Annotated in this window: 13 protein-coding genes; 3 read left to right on the top strand and 10 right to left on the bottom strand. The window is 66.3% G+C overall.

Annotated elements, in window-relative coordinates; all coding sequences use genetic code 11:
• Nucleotides 1-86: 86 nt before the first annotated feature.
• The 7 genes from ASF98_RS17205 to ASF98_RS17175 all read right to left on the bottom strand — a co-directional run bounded on the left by ASF98_RS17205 (nucleotide 87) and on the right by ASF98_RS17175 (nucleotide 9,088).
• A complete protein-coding gene (locus tag ASF98_RS17205; protein ID WP_055804226.1) occupies nucleotides 87-1,157 on the bottom strand; it encodes a Gfo/Idh/MocA family protein in 1,071 nt (356 codons plus the stop codon).
• Nucleotides 1,158-1,337: 180 nt separating this feature from the next.
• Nucleotides 1,338-2,045 carry an ABC transporter ATP-binding protein gene (locus ASF98_RS17200; RefSeq protein WP_055804224.1) on the bottom strand — a complete coding sequence of 236 codons (708 nt, stop codon included), beginning with the start codon at nucleotides 2,043-2,045 and terminating at the stop codon, nucleotides 1,338-1,340.
• Between the two features lie 2 nt (nucleotides 2,046-2,047).
• Nucleotides 2,048-3,499, bottom strand: a complete 1,452-nt coding sequence (locus ASF98_RS17195) for an ABC transporter permease (protein WP_055804222.1) — start codon at nucleotides 3,497-3,499, stop codon at nucleotides 2,048-2,050.
• Nucleotides 3,500-3,741: 242 nt separating this feature from the next.
• A complete protein-coding gene (locus ASF98_RS17190) occupies nucleotides 3,742-4,839 on the bottom strand; it encodes a substrate-binding domain-containing protein (protein WP_055804214.1) in 1,098 nt (365 codons plus the stop codon).
• Nucleotides 4,840-4,889: 50 nt separating this feature from the next.
• On the bottom strand, nucleotides 4,890-6,161 hold the full coding sequence (gene mmsB, locus ASF98_RS17185) for a multiple monosaccharide ABC transporter permease (protein ID WP_055804212.1): 1,272 nt from the start codon (nucleotides 6,159-6,161) through the stop codon (nucleotides 4,890-4,892).
• Between the two features lie 45 nt (nucleotides 6,162-6,206).
• A complete protein-coding gene (gene mmsA, locus ASF98_RS17180; RefSeq protein ID WP_055804210.1) occupies nucleotides 6,207-7,766 on the bottom strand; it encodes a multiple monosaccharide ABC transporter ATP-binding protein in 1,560 nt (519 codons plus the stop codon).
• A gap of 131 nt (nucleotides 7,767-7,897) precedes the next feature.
• A complete protein-coding gene (locus ASF98_RS17175; protein ID WP_028270515.1) occupies nucleotides 7,898-9,088 on the bottom strand; it encodes an ROK family transcriptional regulator in 1,191 nt (396 codons plus the stop codon).
• A gap of 228 nt (nucleotides 9,089-9,316) precedes the next feature.
• On the opposite strand from ASF98_RS17175, the gene ASF98_RS17170 reads away from it, so the two are divergent.
• The gene (locus tag ASF98_RS17170; RefSeq protein WP_055804398.1) at nucleotides 9,317-10,147 is read left to right on the top strand and encodes a nitrilase-related carbon-nitrogen hydrolase; all 831 of its coding nucleotides are present in this window, start codon (nucleotides 9,317-9,319) and stop codon (nucleotides 10,145-10,147) included.
• Here ASF98_RS17170 and ASF98_RS17165 read toward each other — a convergent pair.
• Together ASF98_RS17165 and alr are read right to left on the bottom strand one after the other, a co-directional pair.
• Nucleotides 10,090-11,769 carry a PucR family transcriptional regulator gene (locus ASF98_RS17165; protein ID WP_055804397.1) on the bottom strand — a complete coding sequence of 560 codons (1,680 nt, stop codon included), beginning with the start codon at nucleotides 11,767-11,769 and terminating at the stop codon, nucleotides 10,090-10,092. The two genes, ASF98_RS17170 and ASF98_RS17165, sit on opposite strands and share 58 nt — an antisense overlap.
• On the bottom strand, nucleotides 11,759-12,967 hold the full coding sequence (alr, locus tag ASF98_RS17160) for an alanine racemase (protein WP_055804208.1): 1,209 nt from the start codon (nucleotides 12,965-12,967) through the stop codon (nucleotides 11,759-11,761). Before alr ends, ASF98_RS17165 begins: the two co-directional genes overlap by 11 nt.
• Nucleotides 12,968-13,069: 102 nt before the next feature.
• Here alr and ASF98_RS17155 point away from each other — a divergent pair, with 102 nt between their 5' ends.
• Nucleotides 13,070-14,605 carry an amino acid permease gene (locus ASF98_RS17155; RefSeq protein WP_055804205.1) on the top strand — a complete coding sequence of 512 codons (1,536 nt, stop codon included), beginning with the start codon at nucleotides 13,070-13,072 and terminating at the stop codon, nucleotides 14,603-14,605.
• Nucleotides 14,602-16,332: a flavin monoamine oxidase family protein gene (locus ASF98_RS17150; RefSeq protein ID WP_200939395.1), complete on the top strand. Its 1,731-nt coding sequence runs from the start codon at nucleotides 14,602-14,604 to the stop codon at nucleotides 16,330-16,332. Before ASF98_RS17155 ends, ASF98_RS17150 begins: the two co-directional genes overlap by 4 nt.
• An 18-nt stretch (nucleotides 16,333-16,350) precedes the next feature.
• Here the strand turns inward: ASF98_RS17150 and ASF98_RS17145 are convergent, their stop codons facing one another.
• Nucleotides 16,351-16,872 (bottom strand): gamma carbonic anhydrase family protein, encoded by a 522-nt coding sequence (locus tag ASF98_RS17145; RefSeq protein ID WP_055804202.1) that lies wholly within the window; start codon nucleotides 16,870-16,872, stop codon nucleotides 16,351-16,353.
• Nucleotides 16,873-16,904: the final 32 nt, after the last annotated feature.

The raw sequence follows: 16,904 nt of genomic DNA, 5'->3' as shown, positions 1-16,904 counted from the left end.
GCCTAGGCACGACCTAGATCTGGAGTCCAGAGGTTCACGACAAATAATCCGGCGAATTGATTATTTCCCGCCCATTCAAATCGGGGTTAGTGGGCATCATTCGGGTAGCTCACGCCCAGCTGCGCACGGACCCCGTCGAACAGCCGCATGACATTCAGCGAATCCTCGAGCGGCATGACCGGGCTCTCCGTAAGCCCTTGCTGGATACACCTGGTGACCTCGCGGAGCTCGTAAGAATAACCGCGGCCCACAACGTCGAAGTGCTCGGTGCGCGGTTCCGCCATGCCGACCCTGACCAGGATTTCCCTGGGATTGTTGATGGACCCCATGGTGTGTAGATAGCCCAGGCTCCCCGCGACGGTGGCTGCGCGCGGACCGTAGGCCATCAGCGACGACGTCAGCTGGGCCTGCCCGCCGTGGTGGTACTCCAGGGTTAACGCATTCTGGGTGTCCACGCCGTCGTCGTTCACTGATCCCGTAGCGCTGACGGCCTGCGGGAAACCCAAGGTGCCCAGAGCCCACAGCAGGGGATACACCGTCAGGTCAAGGAGGGCCCCACCGCCGTCTTTGAGAGCCCACAGCCGTGCGCTGGGGGAGTAGACCGCCGGGAAGCCGAGATCCGCGGTGACCCACTGGACTGTCCCGAGTTCCCCGGACGCCGCGATCTCGAAGGCCCGCTGCATGCTCGGCAGGAAACGGCTCCACATCGCTTCCATCATGAAAAGATTCTTGGAACGCGCGAGGTTCACAAGTTCCGCGGCTTCCCGCGCGTTGATGGTCAGCGCCTTTTCGCACAGCACGTGCTTGCCCGCCTGGAGGGCCGCCAGCGCAACTTCGTAGTGCTGGGCGTGCGGAGTGGCCACATAGACGACGTCCACGGAGTCGTCGGCGAGGAGCCGCCGGTAACCCGGCGCGCCGTCGTCGTCCCCGTACGCCCTGGCAAAACCGTACTCTGCCGCGAAAGCATCAGCCGATTTTTGGCTTCTCGAGCTGACCGCATACAGCTCCGCATCAGCGAGAAGGGCAAGGTCCTGCACCATCGACCGGGCGATACTGCCTGTCGCCACTATTCCCCACCGCAGCGGACGTCCGGTGGAAGAACGGGGATCCTGGTCGGACTGGCTGAATAGCCACGGCTTCGCGATGGGGGCACTCATTGTGCCATCCTCTCACCCGACTGCGGGAGCGGTAGGGAATTACCCGCAGGAAGTGAGGGAGGATCCGAATTTTTCGCGCGAAAAGTGAGAGAGCGTCAGATTAAAGGCGGCAGGAGCTGAGAGAGCGTTTGGGATTCGCCCTGCTCAGCTCCCGCTTGCGCCCCGGGTCCGTTACACCGTTTACGCCGTAGCGGCCGATGCCACCTTGGTGCGGGCGGGCTCTTCGGTGAGGCGGCCCTGCTGGAGCCGGAAGCGGCGGTCGGTCTTGTTGGCGAGCTGGCGGTCGTGCGTGACCACCAGGATGGTGGTGTTGTGGTCGCGGCTCAGCGAGCTGAGGAGTTCGATGATGTGTTCGCCGGTCTGCTCGTCCAGGTTGCCCGTGGGCTCGTCGGCGAGGATGAGCTTGGGCTCATTGGCCAGTGCCCGGGCAATCGCCACGCGCTGCTGCTCGCCGCCGGATAAACGGTTGATGCGGCGCACGTGCTTCTCCGGATCCAGCTGCACCTGCTCCAGCAGCTCCTTGGCCCGGGCCAGCCGCACAGCCTTGCGCACTCCGGCGAACTCCATGGGCAGCATGACGTTGTCCACGGCGGACAGGTTGGGGATGAGGTTGAACTGCTGGAACACGAAGCCGATGTCGCGGCGCCGGTATTCGGTCAGCTTGCCGTCCGGCATGCTGGCCAGGCTGACGCCGTTGACGACGACGTCTCCGCTGGTGGGTTTGTCCAGCGCACCCAGCAGGGACAACAGGGTGCTCTTGCCGCTGCCGCTTTTGCCCACGATGGACGCGAACGTGCCCTGTTCGAGTTCGAAGCTGACGTCGTTGACGGGTTTGATGGTGCGGTCGCCGGACTTGAAGGTGCGGACGAGATTCTTGACTTCGATCATGGTTACTCTCCTCGGAGGACTTCGATGGGGCGGATGCGGGCGGTCAGGAGTGCAGGAAGCAGGGCTCCGATAATGGCCACGCCGAACACTGCGGCGATACCGGCGGCGATCACGCCGGGGGAGGCGCTCGCGGTGACGGTGGTCAGCAGCTGCGACGCTCCGCCGAACGGACCGCCCTGGCCGCCTGGAAGGCCGGCGCCGCCGCCGGGGAACCCGGCCGCCCCGCCAGGCATGCCGCGCCCGGTGGTTGCCGCCGTCGTCGTACTGGTGTTGGAACTGATCAGCGCGGAGGCGATGCCGCCGCTGGCGAAGGAGGCGACGGCGGCGCCCACCACGCTGCCGAGCGCCACGAGAACCAGCGCCTCCAGGACAAACTGGAGCCCGATGGTGCGGTTGGGGGCGCCGATCGCCTTGAGCACACCGATTTCACGACGGCGCTCGCGGACCAGCATCACCATGATCAGCAGGATGATCAGGCCGGCCGTGCCCAGTGCCGCGACGAACGCGATGAACGAGATGTTCTTGACGCTGTCCAGCGAGCTGACGGCGGTTTCGAGGTTCTGGCCCTGGGTGACGTCGGCCTTGTCGGTGCCGAGCGCGGACTGCAGGGCGGTCTTGGTGGAATCGACGTTTTCCAGGGTGTCCACCGTGACGATCATGGTGGAGAGCTCGCCGGGCAGTTCGGCCAGCGTCTGGGCGGAGGGGAGGGTGACGTAGAGGGCGTTGTTGCCGAACGTGGTGCCGGCGTCGAACAGGCCGGCCACGGTGTAGGTCTGGTCGTTGATGGTGAATGTGGAACCGACCTTAAGGCCGTTCTTTTCCGCAAGGGTGGTGCCGAGGAGCGCGGTGGCCGATTCCGCGGTGTAGTCGCCCAGGCCGGTGCCTTCGGTGATCGCCAGGGCCTTGCCCGTGCTGTCCACCTCGGCGCCGACTCCGGTGGCCGTGATAGGCAGACTGCGCACCGGCTGGGCGGTTCCGGTTGATCCGCTGGTTCCCTCGCTGGCCTGGTTGCGGTTGCCGAGCGTTCCGGCGTCGATGGCGGCGGTGAGGCTGGTGGTCAGCGTGGTGGTGGATTGCCCGCCGGGTCCGCCCTGGCCGCCGCCGGGTCCGGCCGCCTGGGTACCGGAGGCTTGTGCTGCCGCTTCGGTGGCGTTGCGCAGCCGCAGCGCCTTGGTGCCGACGACGCTGGTGACGTTGGGTACGGCGGCCGCGGTGGCGGCCTGCTCTGCCGTGAGCGGTTCGCCGCCGCCTTCGAAGCCCTGGCCGCCGGCCGGATTGACGGTCAAAACGGTGCCCACGGATGCGTTCAGTTCAGCGACTTTGGCGGCAACCGCCTGGTTGGCCACCAGCATGGACAGGGCCAGGCCGATCGCCACGGCCAGCACTGCCACCACGGCCCCGGTCCGGACCTTGTTTCTGAAGGCATTGCCTATACTTCGGGCGAGGACGCTCACGGTACTCCTAGAATCTCTGGCCGGACGGAATGACCGGCTGCTGATCCAACAGTGGTGCGCTTGGCTGTGCGGAGAACGGGCCGAAGCTATGTTTGCGCTGTGAAGGCCGGCGCCCGGGCGACGGCCGAGGGCTGAAGGAGGCAGGCTGCAGGTATGCGGAACCGGGGTACGCAAAAGCCCCGGCCCACCCTCTCGGGTGAGCCGGGGCTCGTCACTGCGGTTGGAGGCGCCTCAGCGCGGAATTACTTGGTGATCGGGCCGAGTACCGGATCGTCCACGTAGGCCGTCTTGACGTTCTCCTTGGTCACGATCACCGGATCCAGCAGGTACGCCGGAACGGTCTTGACCTTGTTGTTGTAGGACTTGTCATCGTTGATCTCAGGCGTCTTGCCGGCCTGGATGTCCTTGACCATGGTGATTGCGTGCTCAACGAGCTTGCGGGTGTCCTTGTTGATGGTGGAGTACTGCTCGCCGGCCATGATGGACTTGACGGACTCAACCTCGGAGTCCTGGCCGGTGATGATCGGAAGCGGCTTGCCGGCGGCCTTGACGGAGGTCAGGACTGCACGGGCCAGGGTGTCATTCGGGGACAGGACGCCGTCCAGGGACGCGGTGCCGTAGCTGCCGGTCAGCAGGGTGTCTGCGCGACGCTGGGCGTTCTCAGCCTTCCAGCCCTGGGTGACAGCCTGCTCGAACGAGGTCTGGCCGGAGACAACCTTGAGGGTGCCGTCGTCGATCTTCGGCTTGAGGACGCTCATGGCGCCGTCGAAGAAGACCTTTGCGTTGGCGTCATCCGGGGAACCGGCGAAGAGCTCGATGTTGTAGGGGCCGGAAGGCTTCTTGGCCTTCATGCCGTCCAGCAGCGCCTGGCCCTGGAGTTCGCCCACCTTGAAGTTGTCGTAGGCCACGTAGTAGTCCACGTTCTCCGTGTTCAGGAGCAGGCGGTCGTAGGCGATGATGGTGGCGCCGGAGTCCTTGGCCTGCTTGAGCTGCGTGCCCAGCTGGGCGCCGTCGATGGCACCCACGATGATGACCTTTGCACCCTTGGTGACCATCGCGCTGATCTGGTTCTGCTGCTCGGAGACGCCGCCGTTGGCGAACTGCACATCGGCCTTGAACCCGGAACCGTTCAGGCCGTCGTTGAACAGCTTCTCGGCCAGCACCCAGTTTTCACTGGTCTTCTGGGGGAGGGCGACGCCGATCGAGGAGTTCTTGGGGAATGCCTCGCCGCCGCTGCTGCCACCTGTGGTGCCGGTCTCGGCGCGGCCGCAGGCAGTCAGCGCCAGTGCCGCAATAGCAGCGATTGCTGCTGCCTTTCCTGCTTTACCAATCATTTGCATTGCTTGGTTCACTTTCTATAGATGGTGTGCGGAGAATCGTGGGGAAGCGCTCAGGCTTCCTTGCGGATGGCGTCCTTCGTGGCTGTCGTCTCATCCGGCTGGAGCTCGCTGCTGCTGCGGCCGAAGTTCTTCATCATCATGCCGATGATTGATTTCTTGCCCTGGGTCTTGTTGTAGACGTCGAAGGCGACGGCGATCAGGAGCACGAGGCCCTTGATGATCTGGGTGAGGTCGGCACCGACGCCCAGGAGCTGCAGGCCGTTGTTCAGGACAGCCATCACCAGGCCACCAACGATCGAGCCGATCACGGTGCCCACGCCGCCGGTCACGGCAGCGCCGCCGATGAAGACGGCTGCGATGGCGTCCAGTTCCCAGCCGACGCCGTCGAACGGACCGGACGCGGTGGAGCGGCCCACGAAGATCATGCCTGCCAGGCCGGCGAGGATGGACATGTTCATCATGACCAGGAAGTTGACCTTCTTGGACTGCACGCCGGACAGCTCGGCTGCGTGCCGGTTGCCGCCAACGGCGTAGATGTGGCGGCCAACGATGGTCTTGGAGGAAATGAACCCGTAGATGAGGACCAGGACGGCCAGGATCAGGCCCGGGATCGGGAAGGACGTTCCCGGACGGCCGGTGGCGAACAGGTACGTGGCGTACAGGATGGCACCGCAGATCAGGACGAGCTTGAGGATCATTACCCAGGCCTCGGGGACTTCAGCGCCGAGGGCAATGGCCCGGCGGCGTGAACGGACTTCGCTGAAGATGACGAAGGCAACGGCCAGCAGGCCCAGCAGCAGGGTGAGGTTGTTGTATCCCGTGGACGGCCCCACCTCGGGGAGGTACCCGGAGCCAAGGTACTGGAAGTCGTTGGGGACCGGGATGGTGTTGGACTTGCCGACGAACTGGTTGAAGCCGCGGAAGAGCAGCATGCCGGCCAGGGTCACGATGAAGGCGGGGATGCCCACATAGGCGGTCCAGAACCCTTGCCAGGCCCCGATCAGAGCCCCGAGGGCCAGGCCGAGCAGTACACCGGCGTACCAGGGGATGCCCCAGTCACGGATGGCCAGGGCCACGGTAACGCCGACAAAAGCTGCCACCGAGCCCACGGAGAGGTCGATGTGGCCGGCGATGATGACCAGCACCATGCCGATGGCCAGGATCAGAATGTAGGAGTTGCCGTTGAAGAGGTTGATGACGTTGCCCGGGGTGAGCGTGCGGCCCTCGGTGAAAATCTGGAAAAAGACGATCAGTGCAACCAGGGCGAAGATCATGCCGAATTGGCGGGTATTGCCGCCAAATAGCTTCTTGAGCGCGTTCATTGTTTCGGTCCTTGTGTCTGGAAGGTTCTGGAGGTATCCAGAAGGTCAGGCGGCGGTCTTGCGGGCGGATGTCATGAGCTTCATCAGGCTTTCCTGGCTGGCTTCATCCTTGTTCAGGACACCGGTGATGGCGCCTTCGAAGATGGTGTAGATGCGGTCCGAGAGTCCCAGCAGCTCAGGCAGTTCGGAGGAGATCACGATGACTCCCTTGCCCTGGTTGGCCAGCTGCTGGATGATGCCGTAGATCTCGTACTTGGCGCCCACGTCGATGCCGCGGGTGGGCTCGTCGAGGATCAGCAGGTCCGGATCGGTGAACATCCACTTGGCGAGCACCACCTTCTGCTGGTTGCCGCCCGAGAGTTTGGCGACGCCTTCTTCCACTGAGGGCGTCTTGGTGCGCAGGGACTTGCGGTACTGCTCCGCAACCGTGAATTCCTTGTTGGGGTCCACGATGTTGTGCTTGCTGATTTTCTTCAGGTTCGCCGCGACGGTGGTGGTCTTGATGTCATCGAGGAGGTTCAGTCCCAGGGACTTGCGGTCCTCGGTGACGTAGCCCAGCCCGGCGTCAATCGCGTGGCGGACGGAGCGGAGGGTGATCTCCTTACCGTCCTTGTAGATGTGGCCGGAGATGAACCGTCCGTAGGAGCGGCCGAACACGGAACGGGCGAGCTCGGTGCGACCGGCGCCCATGAGCCCGGCAAAACCGACAATCTCGCCGCGGCGGACGAAGAAGTTGGAATTCTTGCAGACGAGGCGGTCCTGGATCTGCGGGTGGCCCACGTTCCAGTCCTTGACCTCGAAGAACACCTCGCCGATTTTCGGTTCGTGGTCCGGGAAGCGTGACTCCAGCGTGCGGCCCACCATGCCCTTGATGATGCGGTCCTCATCCACGCCGTCGGCCTTCACGTCGAGGGTCTCGATGGACTTGCCGTCACGGATGATGGTGATGGAGTCCGCGATCTGTTCGATCTCGTTCAGCTTGTGCGAAATGATGATGGACGTGATGCCGCGGCCCTTGAGCCCCAGCATGAGGTCCAGCAGGTGCTGGGAGTCGGATTCGTTCAGGGCTGCCGTGGGCTCGTCGAGGATCAGGAGCTTTACTGATTTGCTCAGCGCCTTGGCGATTTCGACGAGCTGCTGCTTGCCGACGCCGATTTCCTTGATGGCGGTATCGGGATCCTCCCGCAGGCCCACCCGGGCGAGCAGTTCAGTGGACCGCGTCCGGGCCTCGGCCCAGTCGATGATGCCGCGTTTGGTGGGCTCGTTGCCCAGGAAGATGTTCTCCATGATGGAGAGCTCCGGGATGAGCGCCAGTTCCTGGTGGATGATCACGATGCCGGCATGCTCGCTGGCCCGGATGTCCTTGAACTGCTGGACTTCGTTCTGGTAGACGATGTCGCCGTCGTACGTGCCGAACGGATACACACCGGACAGGACTTTCATGAGGGTGGACTTGCCGGCGCCGTTCTCGCCGCAGATGGCGTGGATCTCGCCGGCCTTCACCCGCAGGCTCACCTCGGACAAAGCTTTAACGCCGGGGAATTCCTTGGTGATGGAGCGCATCTCGAGAAGAATCGGATCGCTTTGCGTGGTCTGGGACGTCATTTGCCCTTACGCCTCCAATGCATGACTTCGTTGTCCGCCCTGCAAACCGCAGGGCCGTCTGATGAAAAAGTAAACTTGATCACAGCCGTTGTCGTCAAGTCTTTAACGCAACAGCCAGATAACGAATAGGTTCAGGAGCGGCGGATTCCCGCATGCTGGAAAACGAGGGCGGCCGCCCCGAGGGCCTCCGCCCGGTCGCCGAGTGAGGACATTGTCAGCGTTGTGGTCTCGCCGATGACGGGCACCGCGTGGCGCACCAGGCCCCGCCGGATGGGGTCCAGGAGCAGGTCTCCCAGCCCCGCCAGGGGACCGCCCATCACAATGACTTCAGGGTTGATGAGGTTGGCCACGTTGCCCAGGGCACGGCCTACGGCCAGGCCGGCGTCGTCGATGACACGCAGTGTCGCGGAGTCCCGCTCCAGCGCCTTGCGGACGATGTCCTCCGCGCTGAGCGGTTTCTCCTCGCCGCGGCTGAGGAGCTCGATCATGGTGGTTGTGGAAGCAATGGTTTCCAGGCACCCCCGGTTCCCGCAGCGGCAGATGAGGCCGTGCTCGTGGATAGTGGCGTGGCCGATTTCGCCGGTGATGCCCACGTTGCCGTAGTACGGGGCGCCGTTGAGGATCAGCCCGGCGCCAATGCCCGAGCCGATCTTCATGAACATCAGGTTGCTGATGCCGCTGTGGGGTCCCCACGTGACCTCTGCCAGGGCGCCAAGGTTGGCGTCGTTGTCAATGAACACGGGGAAATTCAGGGTCTCTTCAAGGTAGTGCAGGATGTTGATGCCCACCCACTCGGGAAGGATGGCCCCCTGCGCCACAGTGCCCGTCCGGCGGTCAATGGGGCCCGGGATTCCGACGCCGGCGCCTACTATGGCGCTGCGTTCCACGCCGCTTTCCGCCAGCAGTTTGGCAAGGAGTTCGACGGCGGCCCGGATGCCTTCGTCGGCGTGATGGCCTAATGGCAGCAGCACGGATTCCTCGGCGATGATGTGGTAACTCAGGGTTGCGAGGACCACTCTGAGGTGCCGCCGGCCGAAGTCGATACCCACGGCGACCGCCCCGTTGCTGTTGAGCCGGACGTTCAGTGCACGCCGGCCGGAGCTGGTGATCGGCTCCGTGGACGCCAGTCCGGCGTCCTGCATGATCTTGACGATGTTGGAGACCGTGGCGGTGGACAAACCGGTCTGCCGGGCGAGTTCCGCCTGGGTTGATGGACCGTTCAGGAGGCACTCGATGATCCGTTGCTGGTTCAGGTGCCTCAGGGCGGACTGTGAACCAGGGTTCTTGGTTCGGCTCCTCGTTGAGCGCGGTGATGAGGGCATGCAATGAAGCGTGCACCATCTGCACCGTTGTAGTCAAGAAGTTAACGCAAGGCGCCATTGCAGGACCCTTGCCGCACGCACGGACGTTCCGCACTGCGGGCCCCGGTTTCCGGGCGGAAATGCACCTACGGCACAGTCTGCACCCTCGCTAGGCTGGTAGGAAGAGGCTGCAAGAAGAGGCGGCCCGCGTTTCCCGCGGGCATCCCGGAGACTATAGAGGTGGTAACGGTGCTGCTGGCACTCCTGCAGGCGAACGCCGCTGTACTTGATGTGGAAACCAACTGCGGGGCAATTGACGACGCCGCCCGGTCGGCCGCGTCCGCCGGGGCGGGGGTGCTGCTCACCCCGGAGCTGTTTCCCGTGGGGTATGCGCCCCTCCGGGTCCGGTCCGGACTGGATCCCGCAAGCCTTCCGGCCATCCGCCGGACGCTGGCCGGCATCGCGCGGAAGAATCGCATCGCCCTGGTGTACAGCCTGCCCGCCGTCACCGCGGACGGCCGGTGGCAGATCACCTCCACGCTGGTGGACCGAGAAGGGGCCGAGGTGCTGAACTACGCCAAGGTCCACTTGTTTGGCGAGGAGGAGCGCACGGCGTTCAGCCCGGCCGCCGAACCTCCCGCCGTCGTGGACTTCCAGGGCATCAAAACGTCCATGGTGATCTGCTACGACGTCGAGTTTCCCGAAGCCGTTCGTGCCGCCGCGGTCCGCGGCGCAGAACTGCTCCTGGTTCCCACGGCCCTGTCCCGGGGATTCGACTCCGTCCCGCAGGTCCTGCTGCGCGCAAGGGCTCTGGAGAGCCAGCTGACCGTGGCCTATGCCAACCACTCAGGGGAGGAAGACGGCTGTGAGTTCCTGGGCGGCAGCGTCATCGCCGGTCCCGACGGCTCCCTGCTGGCCGCTGCAGGACCGGCGCCGGAACTGCTGTACGCCGAGGTGTCCGCCGCCAGCGCCCGCAACGCGCGGGAAGCCGTGCCGTACCTCAGGGAGCGCCGGCCGGAGCTTTACTCGGACTGGGAGGGCGCGGCTTCCGTTGCCGGCGGGGATTCGTCCACGTACTGAAGGGCGAACCAGAGCTCCGCGCGGACCTGGGCCTGGTTGAGATCGGTCTCCAGAAGCTCGGCCACGGCGTTGATCTGCCGGCGGACGCTGTTCCGGTGCAAGCCCAGGGCTTTCGCCGTGGCGTCCCAGCTCCCGTTCTCTCCGAGCCACGTCCGCAGCACCGCCAGCTGGGCGGCGCGCCGCTCGGGATCCTCCTGGCCAAGAACCGGCTCCAGCAGGCGTGCCGCCAGCATGGTCCCGGCCTCGCGGCCAAGCAGTCCGGCCACGGACCAGGTCACCTCGTCCACGCGGGCGCTCCTGCCGGTTGCCTGAACCCGGGCGCGCAGCGACGTCACCCGCCGGTACGCGGACGCCAAGGCCTGGAACTCGGTGGCATCCCCGATCACCAGGCGCCAGCCGAGTTCCTCCGCCTCTGCCAGCAGGGCATCGTCGACCTTGAGGCGGGTGATGGCGGCAAAACCGTAGTCAGTGATCTCCACCAGCTTGGTGTCGAATATGCGGCGCCACTGCAGGAGTTCCCGGACGGGGCTGTCTCCCGCAGGACCGCCGGGTTCCGCTTTCACACCCTGGACAACCCGCAGGTGTGCCGAGCGCGTGGAGGAGATGCTCTGCGCCAGGAGGTCTTTGAGGCCGTTGATGTGCTTCGTGCCGCCGGAGGCCACGCTGTCCGGATGCAGCAACAGCGCGGTCGCGAGCTGGCTGGGTGCCAGCGAGCCGCTGGTCCGCTGCCGCACCAGCAGTTCCAGGAGCCCCACCACCGAGGACACCACGCTGTTCTGGGCCGGCGTGAGCGGTCCGCCGGAGCCCAGGATCAGCGCGCCGAGGTTGGCATCCCGGGTGCTGCGGAGCGGGTGGCCGAACACCGTGGACGGCCGCGGTTCCTCGAGGGACTCCATCTCAACCCGGGGGCCGCTGCCGCCCAGTAGCCGTTTCAGCAGCGGCTGCAAAGCGGAGAGTTCGACGGCGGCGGGCGGGGACTGGTTGCCGGCCGGGCCGGCAGCGCCAGTTCCGCTGCTGTTGCCGCTTCCGCCGTCGGCCGCGGCCCGGGCGCGGATCCTGCCGTCGGCCCCGACGAGCAGCGCCCAGACCGGAACCCGCTGCACCAACGCCGCCAGGAGTTCGTGCTCCGGCCTGGCCGACAGGACCGCCCGCATCAGCTGGCGGTTGGTGTCCGCCAGTTGCCGGAACACCCTGGCGTTGTCCGACTCCAGCAGCTGCGAGAACGCCAGTCCGATCGCCGCAAACGGAACAGTCCTGGGAAACTCCACCAGGGTCAGGTTGTGGCGACGGCATGCCGCCAGCACGGTCCCGGGCACGGCGTCGAAGTACGGCTCCAGTCCGAACCCCAGGGCCCCCACCCCGGCGCCGACCAGCCGCTGCACATAGGCGTCCACCTTTCCCTCGCGGCCGCCCTCGCCGAGGAACGGCAACCCGGCGGTGAGGATAAACTCGCCGTCGAGAAGGTAGGGCGTCGGATCCTCCAGTTCGCTCGGCTCCACCCAGCGGAGCATCCCGGCACCGTTGCCGCCGTCGTGGAGTATTCTCAGCTCCGGCGGCAGCTTCTGCAGGAACTGCTCCAGCGTGACGAAGCCGAGCCGCTCGACGGCTGCCTCAGGCGCCACCGGGAGCACCGGCTTCCTGGTAGTCCGGGCACTCGTAGGCGCGCGGCAGGCGCGGGGCAATCCGGTTGATGATCTCGTCGCCGTGGCTGCCGATCGCCGCGCCCCAGTCATCGGCGCTCGCGGCCCCGGTGCGCGGATCGCCAAATAGCACAGCTGTGTCACCAACGGCCACGCCCAGGGAATCCGGGCCCAGGTCCACCATGAACTGGTCCATGCAGACCTTGCCGATCACCGGAACCCGGCGGCCCCCGACGAGGATCAGGCTGCGGCCCGTGATGCCCTTGGGGATCCCGTCCGCATAGCCCAGCGGGATCAGCCCCAGATACCGCGGCTCGTGCGTGATGGCCTGGTGCTCGTAGCTCACGCCGGTCCCGGCCGGCACTTTCTTCACCAGCACCACCGGGGCCGTGACCGTCAGGGCGGGGCGCAGGCCGAAGTCGGCCGGAGCCAGGTGGTCGGCCGGAGCCAGCCCGTAGAACGCCAGGCCGGCCCGCACCATGTCGAAGGCGAATTCCGGCCGGTCAAGGATGTTGGCCGAACTCGAGACGTGCCGGAGAGCCGGTTCCAGGCCCGCCGCCCTGGCCGCACGGACGGCTTCTTCGAAAGCCTCCACCGCCGCCAGATTGGCCGGGTGTGCCGGAACGTCGGCCCAGGCCAGATGCGTCCAGACGCCGCGCACGCAGAGCGTGCCGTCACGCTCCGCCGCCCGGGCAGCGGTGACGAGTTCCGCCCAGTCCTCCGCCCGCGCCCCGCCGCGACTCAGCCCCGTGTCCAGTTCAAGATGGACGACGGCGGGACGGCCCAGCTGGCGGGCGATGCCGGCCACGACGTCGAGCTGGGCGACGCTGCCCAGCGACACGTCGACGTCGTACGCCAGCGCTTCCCGGATTGTCTCGCTGGAGGCGGATGCGAGGTACAGCCAGGACAGTACCGGAGCGGTGATGCCTGCGCGGCGCAGGGCGATCGCCTCATGAAGCTGCGCCGTTCCCAGCCAGTCCGCGCCGGCCGACAGTGCCGTCCGGGCGACGTCAACAAGTCCGTGGCCGTAGGCGTTGCCCTTCACCACCGCCATGAAGTGGGGTGCCGCGGAGCGCTGGCGGAGAGTGCGGATGTTGTCTGCGATGGCCGAAAGGTCAACGCTGACCTGTCCGGTGAGCGCCGCGTTCCGCGTGCCCTCGGTGTGTGCATTAAGTCTCATGCCAGAAGACTATAGGTCATTTTGCACAACGATGAGAGGTGGCTCACAAACCTAAGCTGTACCAGGGGAAAGCCGCTAACTACTCACGAACGGACGTCAATGATGACTGTGCCTACACTCACCGGCCGGCCGCCGGCAGCTGCCCGCCGTCCGGACCTGGCTGCACAACTGCTGCGCCGCAAGCCGATCGGCCAAATGGTCAGCGAGGCCGACAACGGCCATGGCGGCACCAAGCTGGTCCGCAGCTTCGGAGTTCTGCAGCTGACCATGATCAGCGTCGGGGCCACGCTGGGAACCGGCATCCTGGTCATCCTCGGCGAATCCGTGCCGCTGGCCGGTCCCGCCATCTGGATTTCGTTCGCCATCGCCGGGCTCGCCGCCCTGCTCTCGGCCGTGTCCTACGCCGAAATGGCCGGCCTGGTCCCGGTGGCGGGCTCCAGTTACTCCTACACCTACGCCACGATGGGCGAAGGCATGGCCTGGATCTGCGGCTGGTGCCTCGTGCTGGAGTACGCGGTGTCGGTGGCCGCCGTGGCCGTCGGTGCAGGCCAGTACGTGAACGAGACCCTCGCGGTGTTCGGGCAGGTCCTGCCGGATGCCGTCTCGCAGCCGCCCGGTGACGGCGGCATCATGAACATCCCGGCCATGGTCATCGTGGTCCTCGCGACGATCCTGCTGGTTCGCGGGGCCAGGGAGAGCGCCTGGATCAACACCGCGATCGTGGTGATCAAGGTAGGCATCCTCCTCTTCTTCTGCGCCGTCGCATTCACGGCCTTCAACGCCGGCAACTTCGAGCCGCTGCTGCCGATGGGCGCGGCAGGCGTCTCGGCCGCCGCCTCGACGGTCTTCTTTTCCTACATCGGCTTCGACGCAGCCTCCACGGCCGGCGAGGAAGCGCGCAATCCCAAAAGGGACCTGCCGCGCGCCATCATGCTTTCCATGGTGATCGTCACCACCATCTATGTCCTCGTGGCTGTCGCCGCCATCGGCGCCCGTCCCTGGGGCTGGTTCGACGGCACCGAGGCCGCCCTGGTGAAAATCCTCGAGGAAACCACAGGCCAGCCGTGGATCGCCCTGGTCTTCGCCGTCGGCGCCGTGCTGGCCATCGCCAGCATCGTCCTGACCGTCCTCTACGGCCAGACCCGCATCCTGCTCTCCATGTCCCGCGACGGCCTCATCCCCAGGATCTTCGGCCGCGTCTCCTCCCGCACCGGCACCCCGGTTGCCGGGACCGTGATCGTGGGCGTCCTCGTGGCCCTCACGGCCGGGCTGGTTCCGCTCGGTGACCTGGCGGACGCCACCAGCATCGGCACCCTGTTCGCCTTTGCCCTGGTCAACGTGGCCGTCATCTACCTGCGCCGCAACCGGCCCGAACTCAAGCGCACCTTCCGCGTGCCGCTGTTCCCGCTGACCCCCATCCTCGGCGCGCTTATGTGTGCGTACCTTATGGCCAACCTCGGCGCCGACACCTGGGCCGTGTTCGGCATCTGGATGCTAGTGGGCCTCGCAGCCTACTTCGGCTACGGCCGGAAGCACTCCAGGGTGGCGGCGCTGGGCCACGAGGAATACCGTGAACTGAGCGGGCGCGAATCTTCACCACTGTCCACCCCCGAACCGACGAAGGCAGACCTTTCATGACCATCGCCACCGAACTGCCGGCCAACAACCCCGCTACGGCCCCGGGCCCCGAAGCCGCCTCCGCCGCGGGCCGGGCTGCCGACGCCCCCATCACCATGCTGAACCCGGACTTCCCGTTCAGCTACGACCACTACCTCGCGCACCCGGACGGCCTCGGCTCGGTCCCGCCAGAGCTGTACGGCACCCAGGTGGCCGTGGTCGGCGCGGGCCTGTCCGGCCTGGTCACGGCCTACGAACTGATGAAGCTGGGCCTACGCCCGGTCATGTACGAGGCCGACCAGATTGGCGGCCGGCTGCGGACTGCCAGCTTCCCGTCGGCTCCCGGCGTGGTGGCGGACCTCGGCGGCATGCGGTTCCCGGTGTCCGGCAAGGCGTTCTACCACTACGTGGAACTGCTGGGCCTGCAGACCCAGGAGTTCCCCAACCCGCTGGCCCCGGTCACCTCCAGCACCGTGATTGAACTGGCCGGGCAGAAGCACTACGCGAGCACGCCGGCGGACCTGCCGCCGTTCTTCCGTGAAGTGGCGGACGCGTGGAAAGCGGCAGTGAACGACGGCGCCCGCTTCAGTGAGATGCAGGACGCCATCCGGGCGCGGGACACGGCCCGGATCAAGGAGATCTGGAACGAACTCCTGCCGCTGATGGACGAACAGACGTTCTACGGCTTCATCGCGGCCAGCGAGTCCTTCAAGAAGGCCGGCTTCGCGCACCGAGAGGCATTCGGGCAGGTGGGGTTCGGCACCGGCGGCTGGGATACCGACTTCCCCAACTCGATCCTCGAAATCCTCCGCGTCGTCTATACCGACGCCGATGACCAGCATCGCCTGATTGCCGGGGGAGCGCAGCGGCTCCCCGAGGCGCTGTGGCAGCACGCGCCGTCGGGCATGGCCCACTGGCCGGAAGGAACGTCACTGGCGTCGCTGCATTCAGGCTCCCCGAGGGGCGCCGTGGACCGCATCAGCCGGGACGCCAACGGCGACCTGCGCCTGCGCGAACGCTGGGGCCGGGAGGCGAGCTATCCCGCCGTCGTCACCACGTGCCAGTCCTGGCTGCTGTCCACCCGGATCCACACCGAGGAAGCACTGTTTCCGGCGGAGCTGTGGACGGCGATCGAGCGCTCGCACTACATGCAGTCCTCCAAGACCTTCGTGATGGTGGACCGCCCGTTCTGGAAGGACACCGATCCCGCTACGGGCCGGGATGTCCTGTCCATGACCCTGACCGACCGGCTGAACCGCGCCACCTACCTGCTCGACGACGGTCCGGACAAGCCCGCCGTCATCCTGCTCTCTTACACGTGGAACGACGACGCGCTGAAGTGGCTGGCGCTCGACGCCGACCAGCGGGTGGAGCTCATGCTGCACTCCCTGGAGCAGATCTACCCGGGCGTGGACATCGCCAGCCACATCATCGGCCAGCCCATCACCGTCTCCTGGGAAGCGGACCCCAACTTCATGGGCGCCTTCAAGGCGAACCTGCCCGGGCACTACCGTTACCAGCAGCGGCTGTTCACGCACTTCAAGCAGGACAAGCTGCCGGAAGCCCAGCGCGGGATCTTCCTGGCCGGCGATGACGTGTCCTTCACCGCCGGTTGGGCCGAGGGCGCCGTCACCACCGGCCTCAACGCGGTGTGGGGCGTGGTGAACCACCTGGGCGGCCGGTCAGCCGCCGGGAACCCGGGACCGGGCGAGCTGCTGGACGCACTGGGACCGATCAGCCTGGACTAGCCCGGGCTGCTGACCCTGTTAGCCGGCGTGAAGCTCCCGGTGCGCCTGCGCGAGCTCGCGGTAGTGGGCGGCGTTGCGCTTCACGCCGTCGAACTCCTCGTCGGTGAGTTCACGGCGGACCTTCGCCGGGACGCCGGCCACCAATGACCGGGGCGGGATGACGGTTCCTTCAAGGACCACGGCGCCGGCGGCCACCAGGGAGCCGGCGCCGATCACCGCACCGTTCAGGATGGTGGCGCTCATGCCGATGAGGCAGTCGTCCTCGACCGTGCAGCCGTGCACCACGGCACTGTGGCCGACGCTGACGCGGGCCCCGACGCTGCACGGGAATCCCGGGTCGGCATGCAGCACAACATTGTCCTGCAGGTTGCTGCCCTCACCAACGGTGATGGCGGCGGTGTCGGCCCGCACGGAGACACCGTAGAACGCGCTGGCGTCCGCGGCGAGGGTGGCTTTGCCGATCACGGAGGCGCTGGGGGCGACGAAGACTGATGGGTGGACGTCCGGGCTGGTGCCGGCGAAAGGATAAAGAGGAGCCATGTGCCCAGCCTAGGACACTGCTCGCGCCGGCC

This window comes from Arthrobacter sp. Leaf337 (genome assembly GCF_001423745.1).
Lineage (GTDB): Bacteria > Actinomycetota > Actinomycetes > Actinomycetales > Micrococcaceae > Arthrobacter.
The sequence above is the reverse complement of the archived record's forward strand: the minus strand, read 5'-3'. Positions and strand labels throughout refer to the sequence as shown.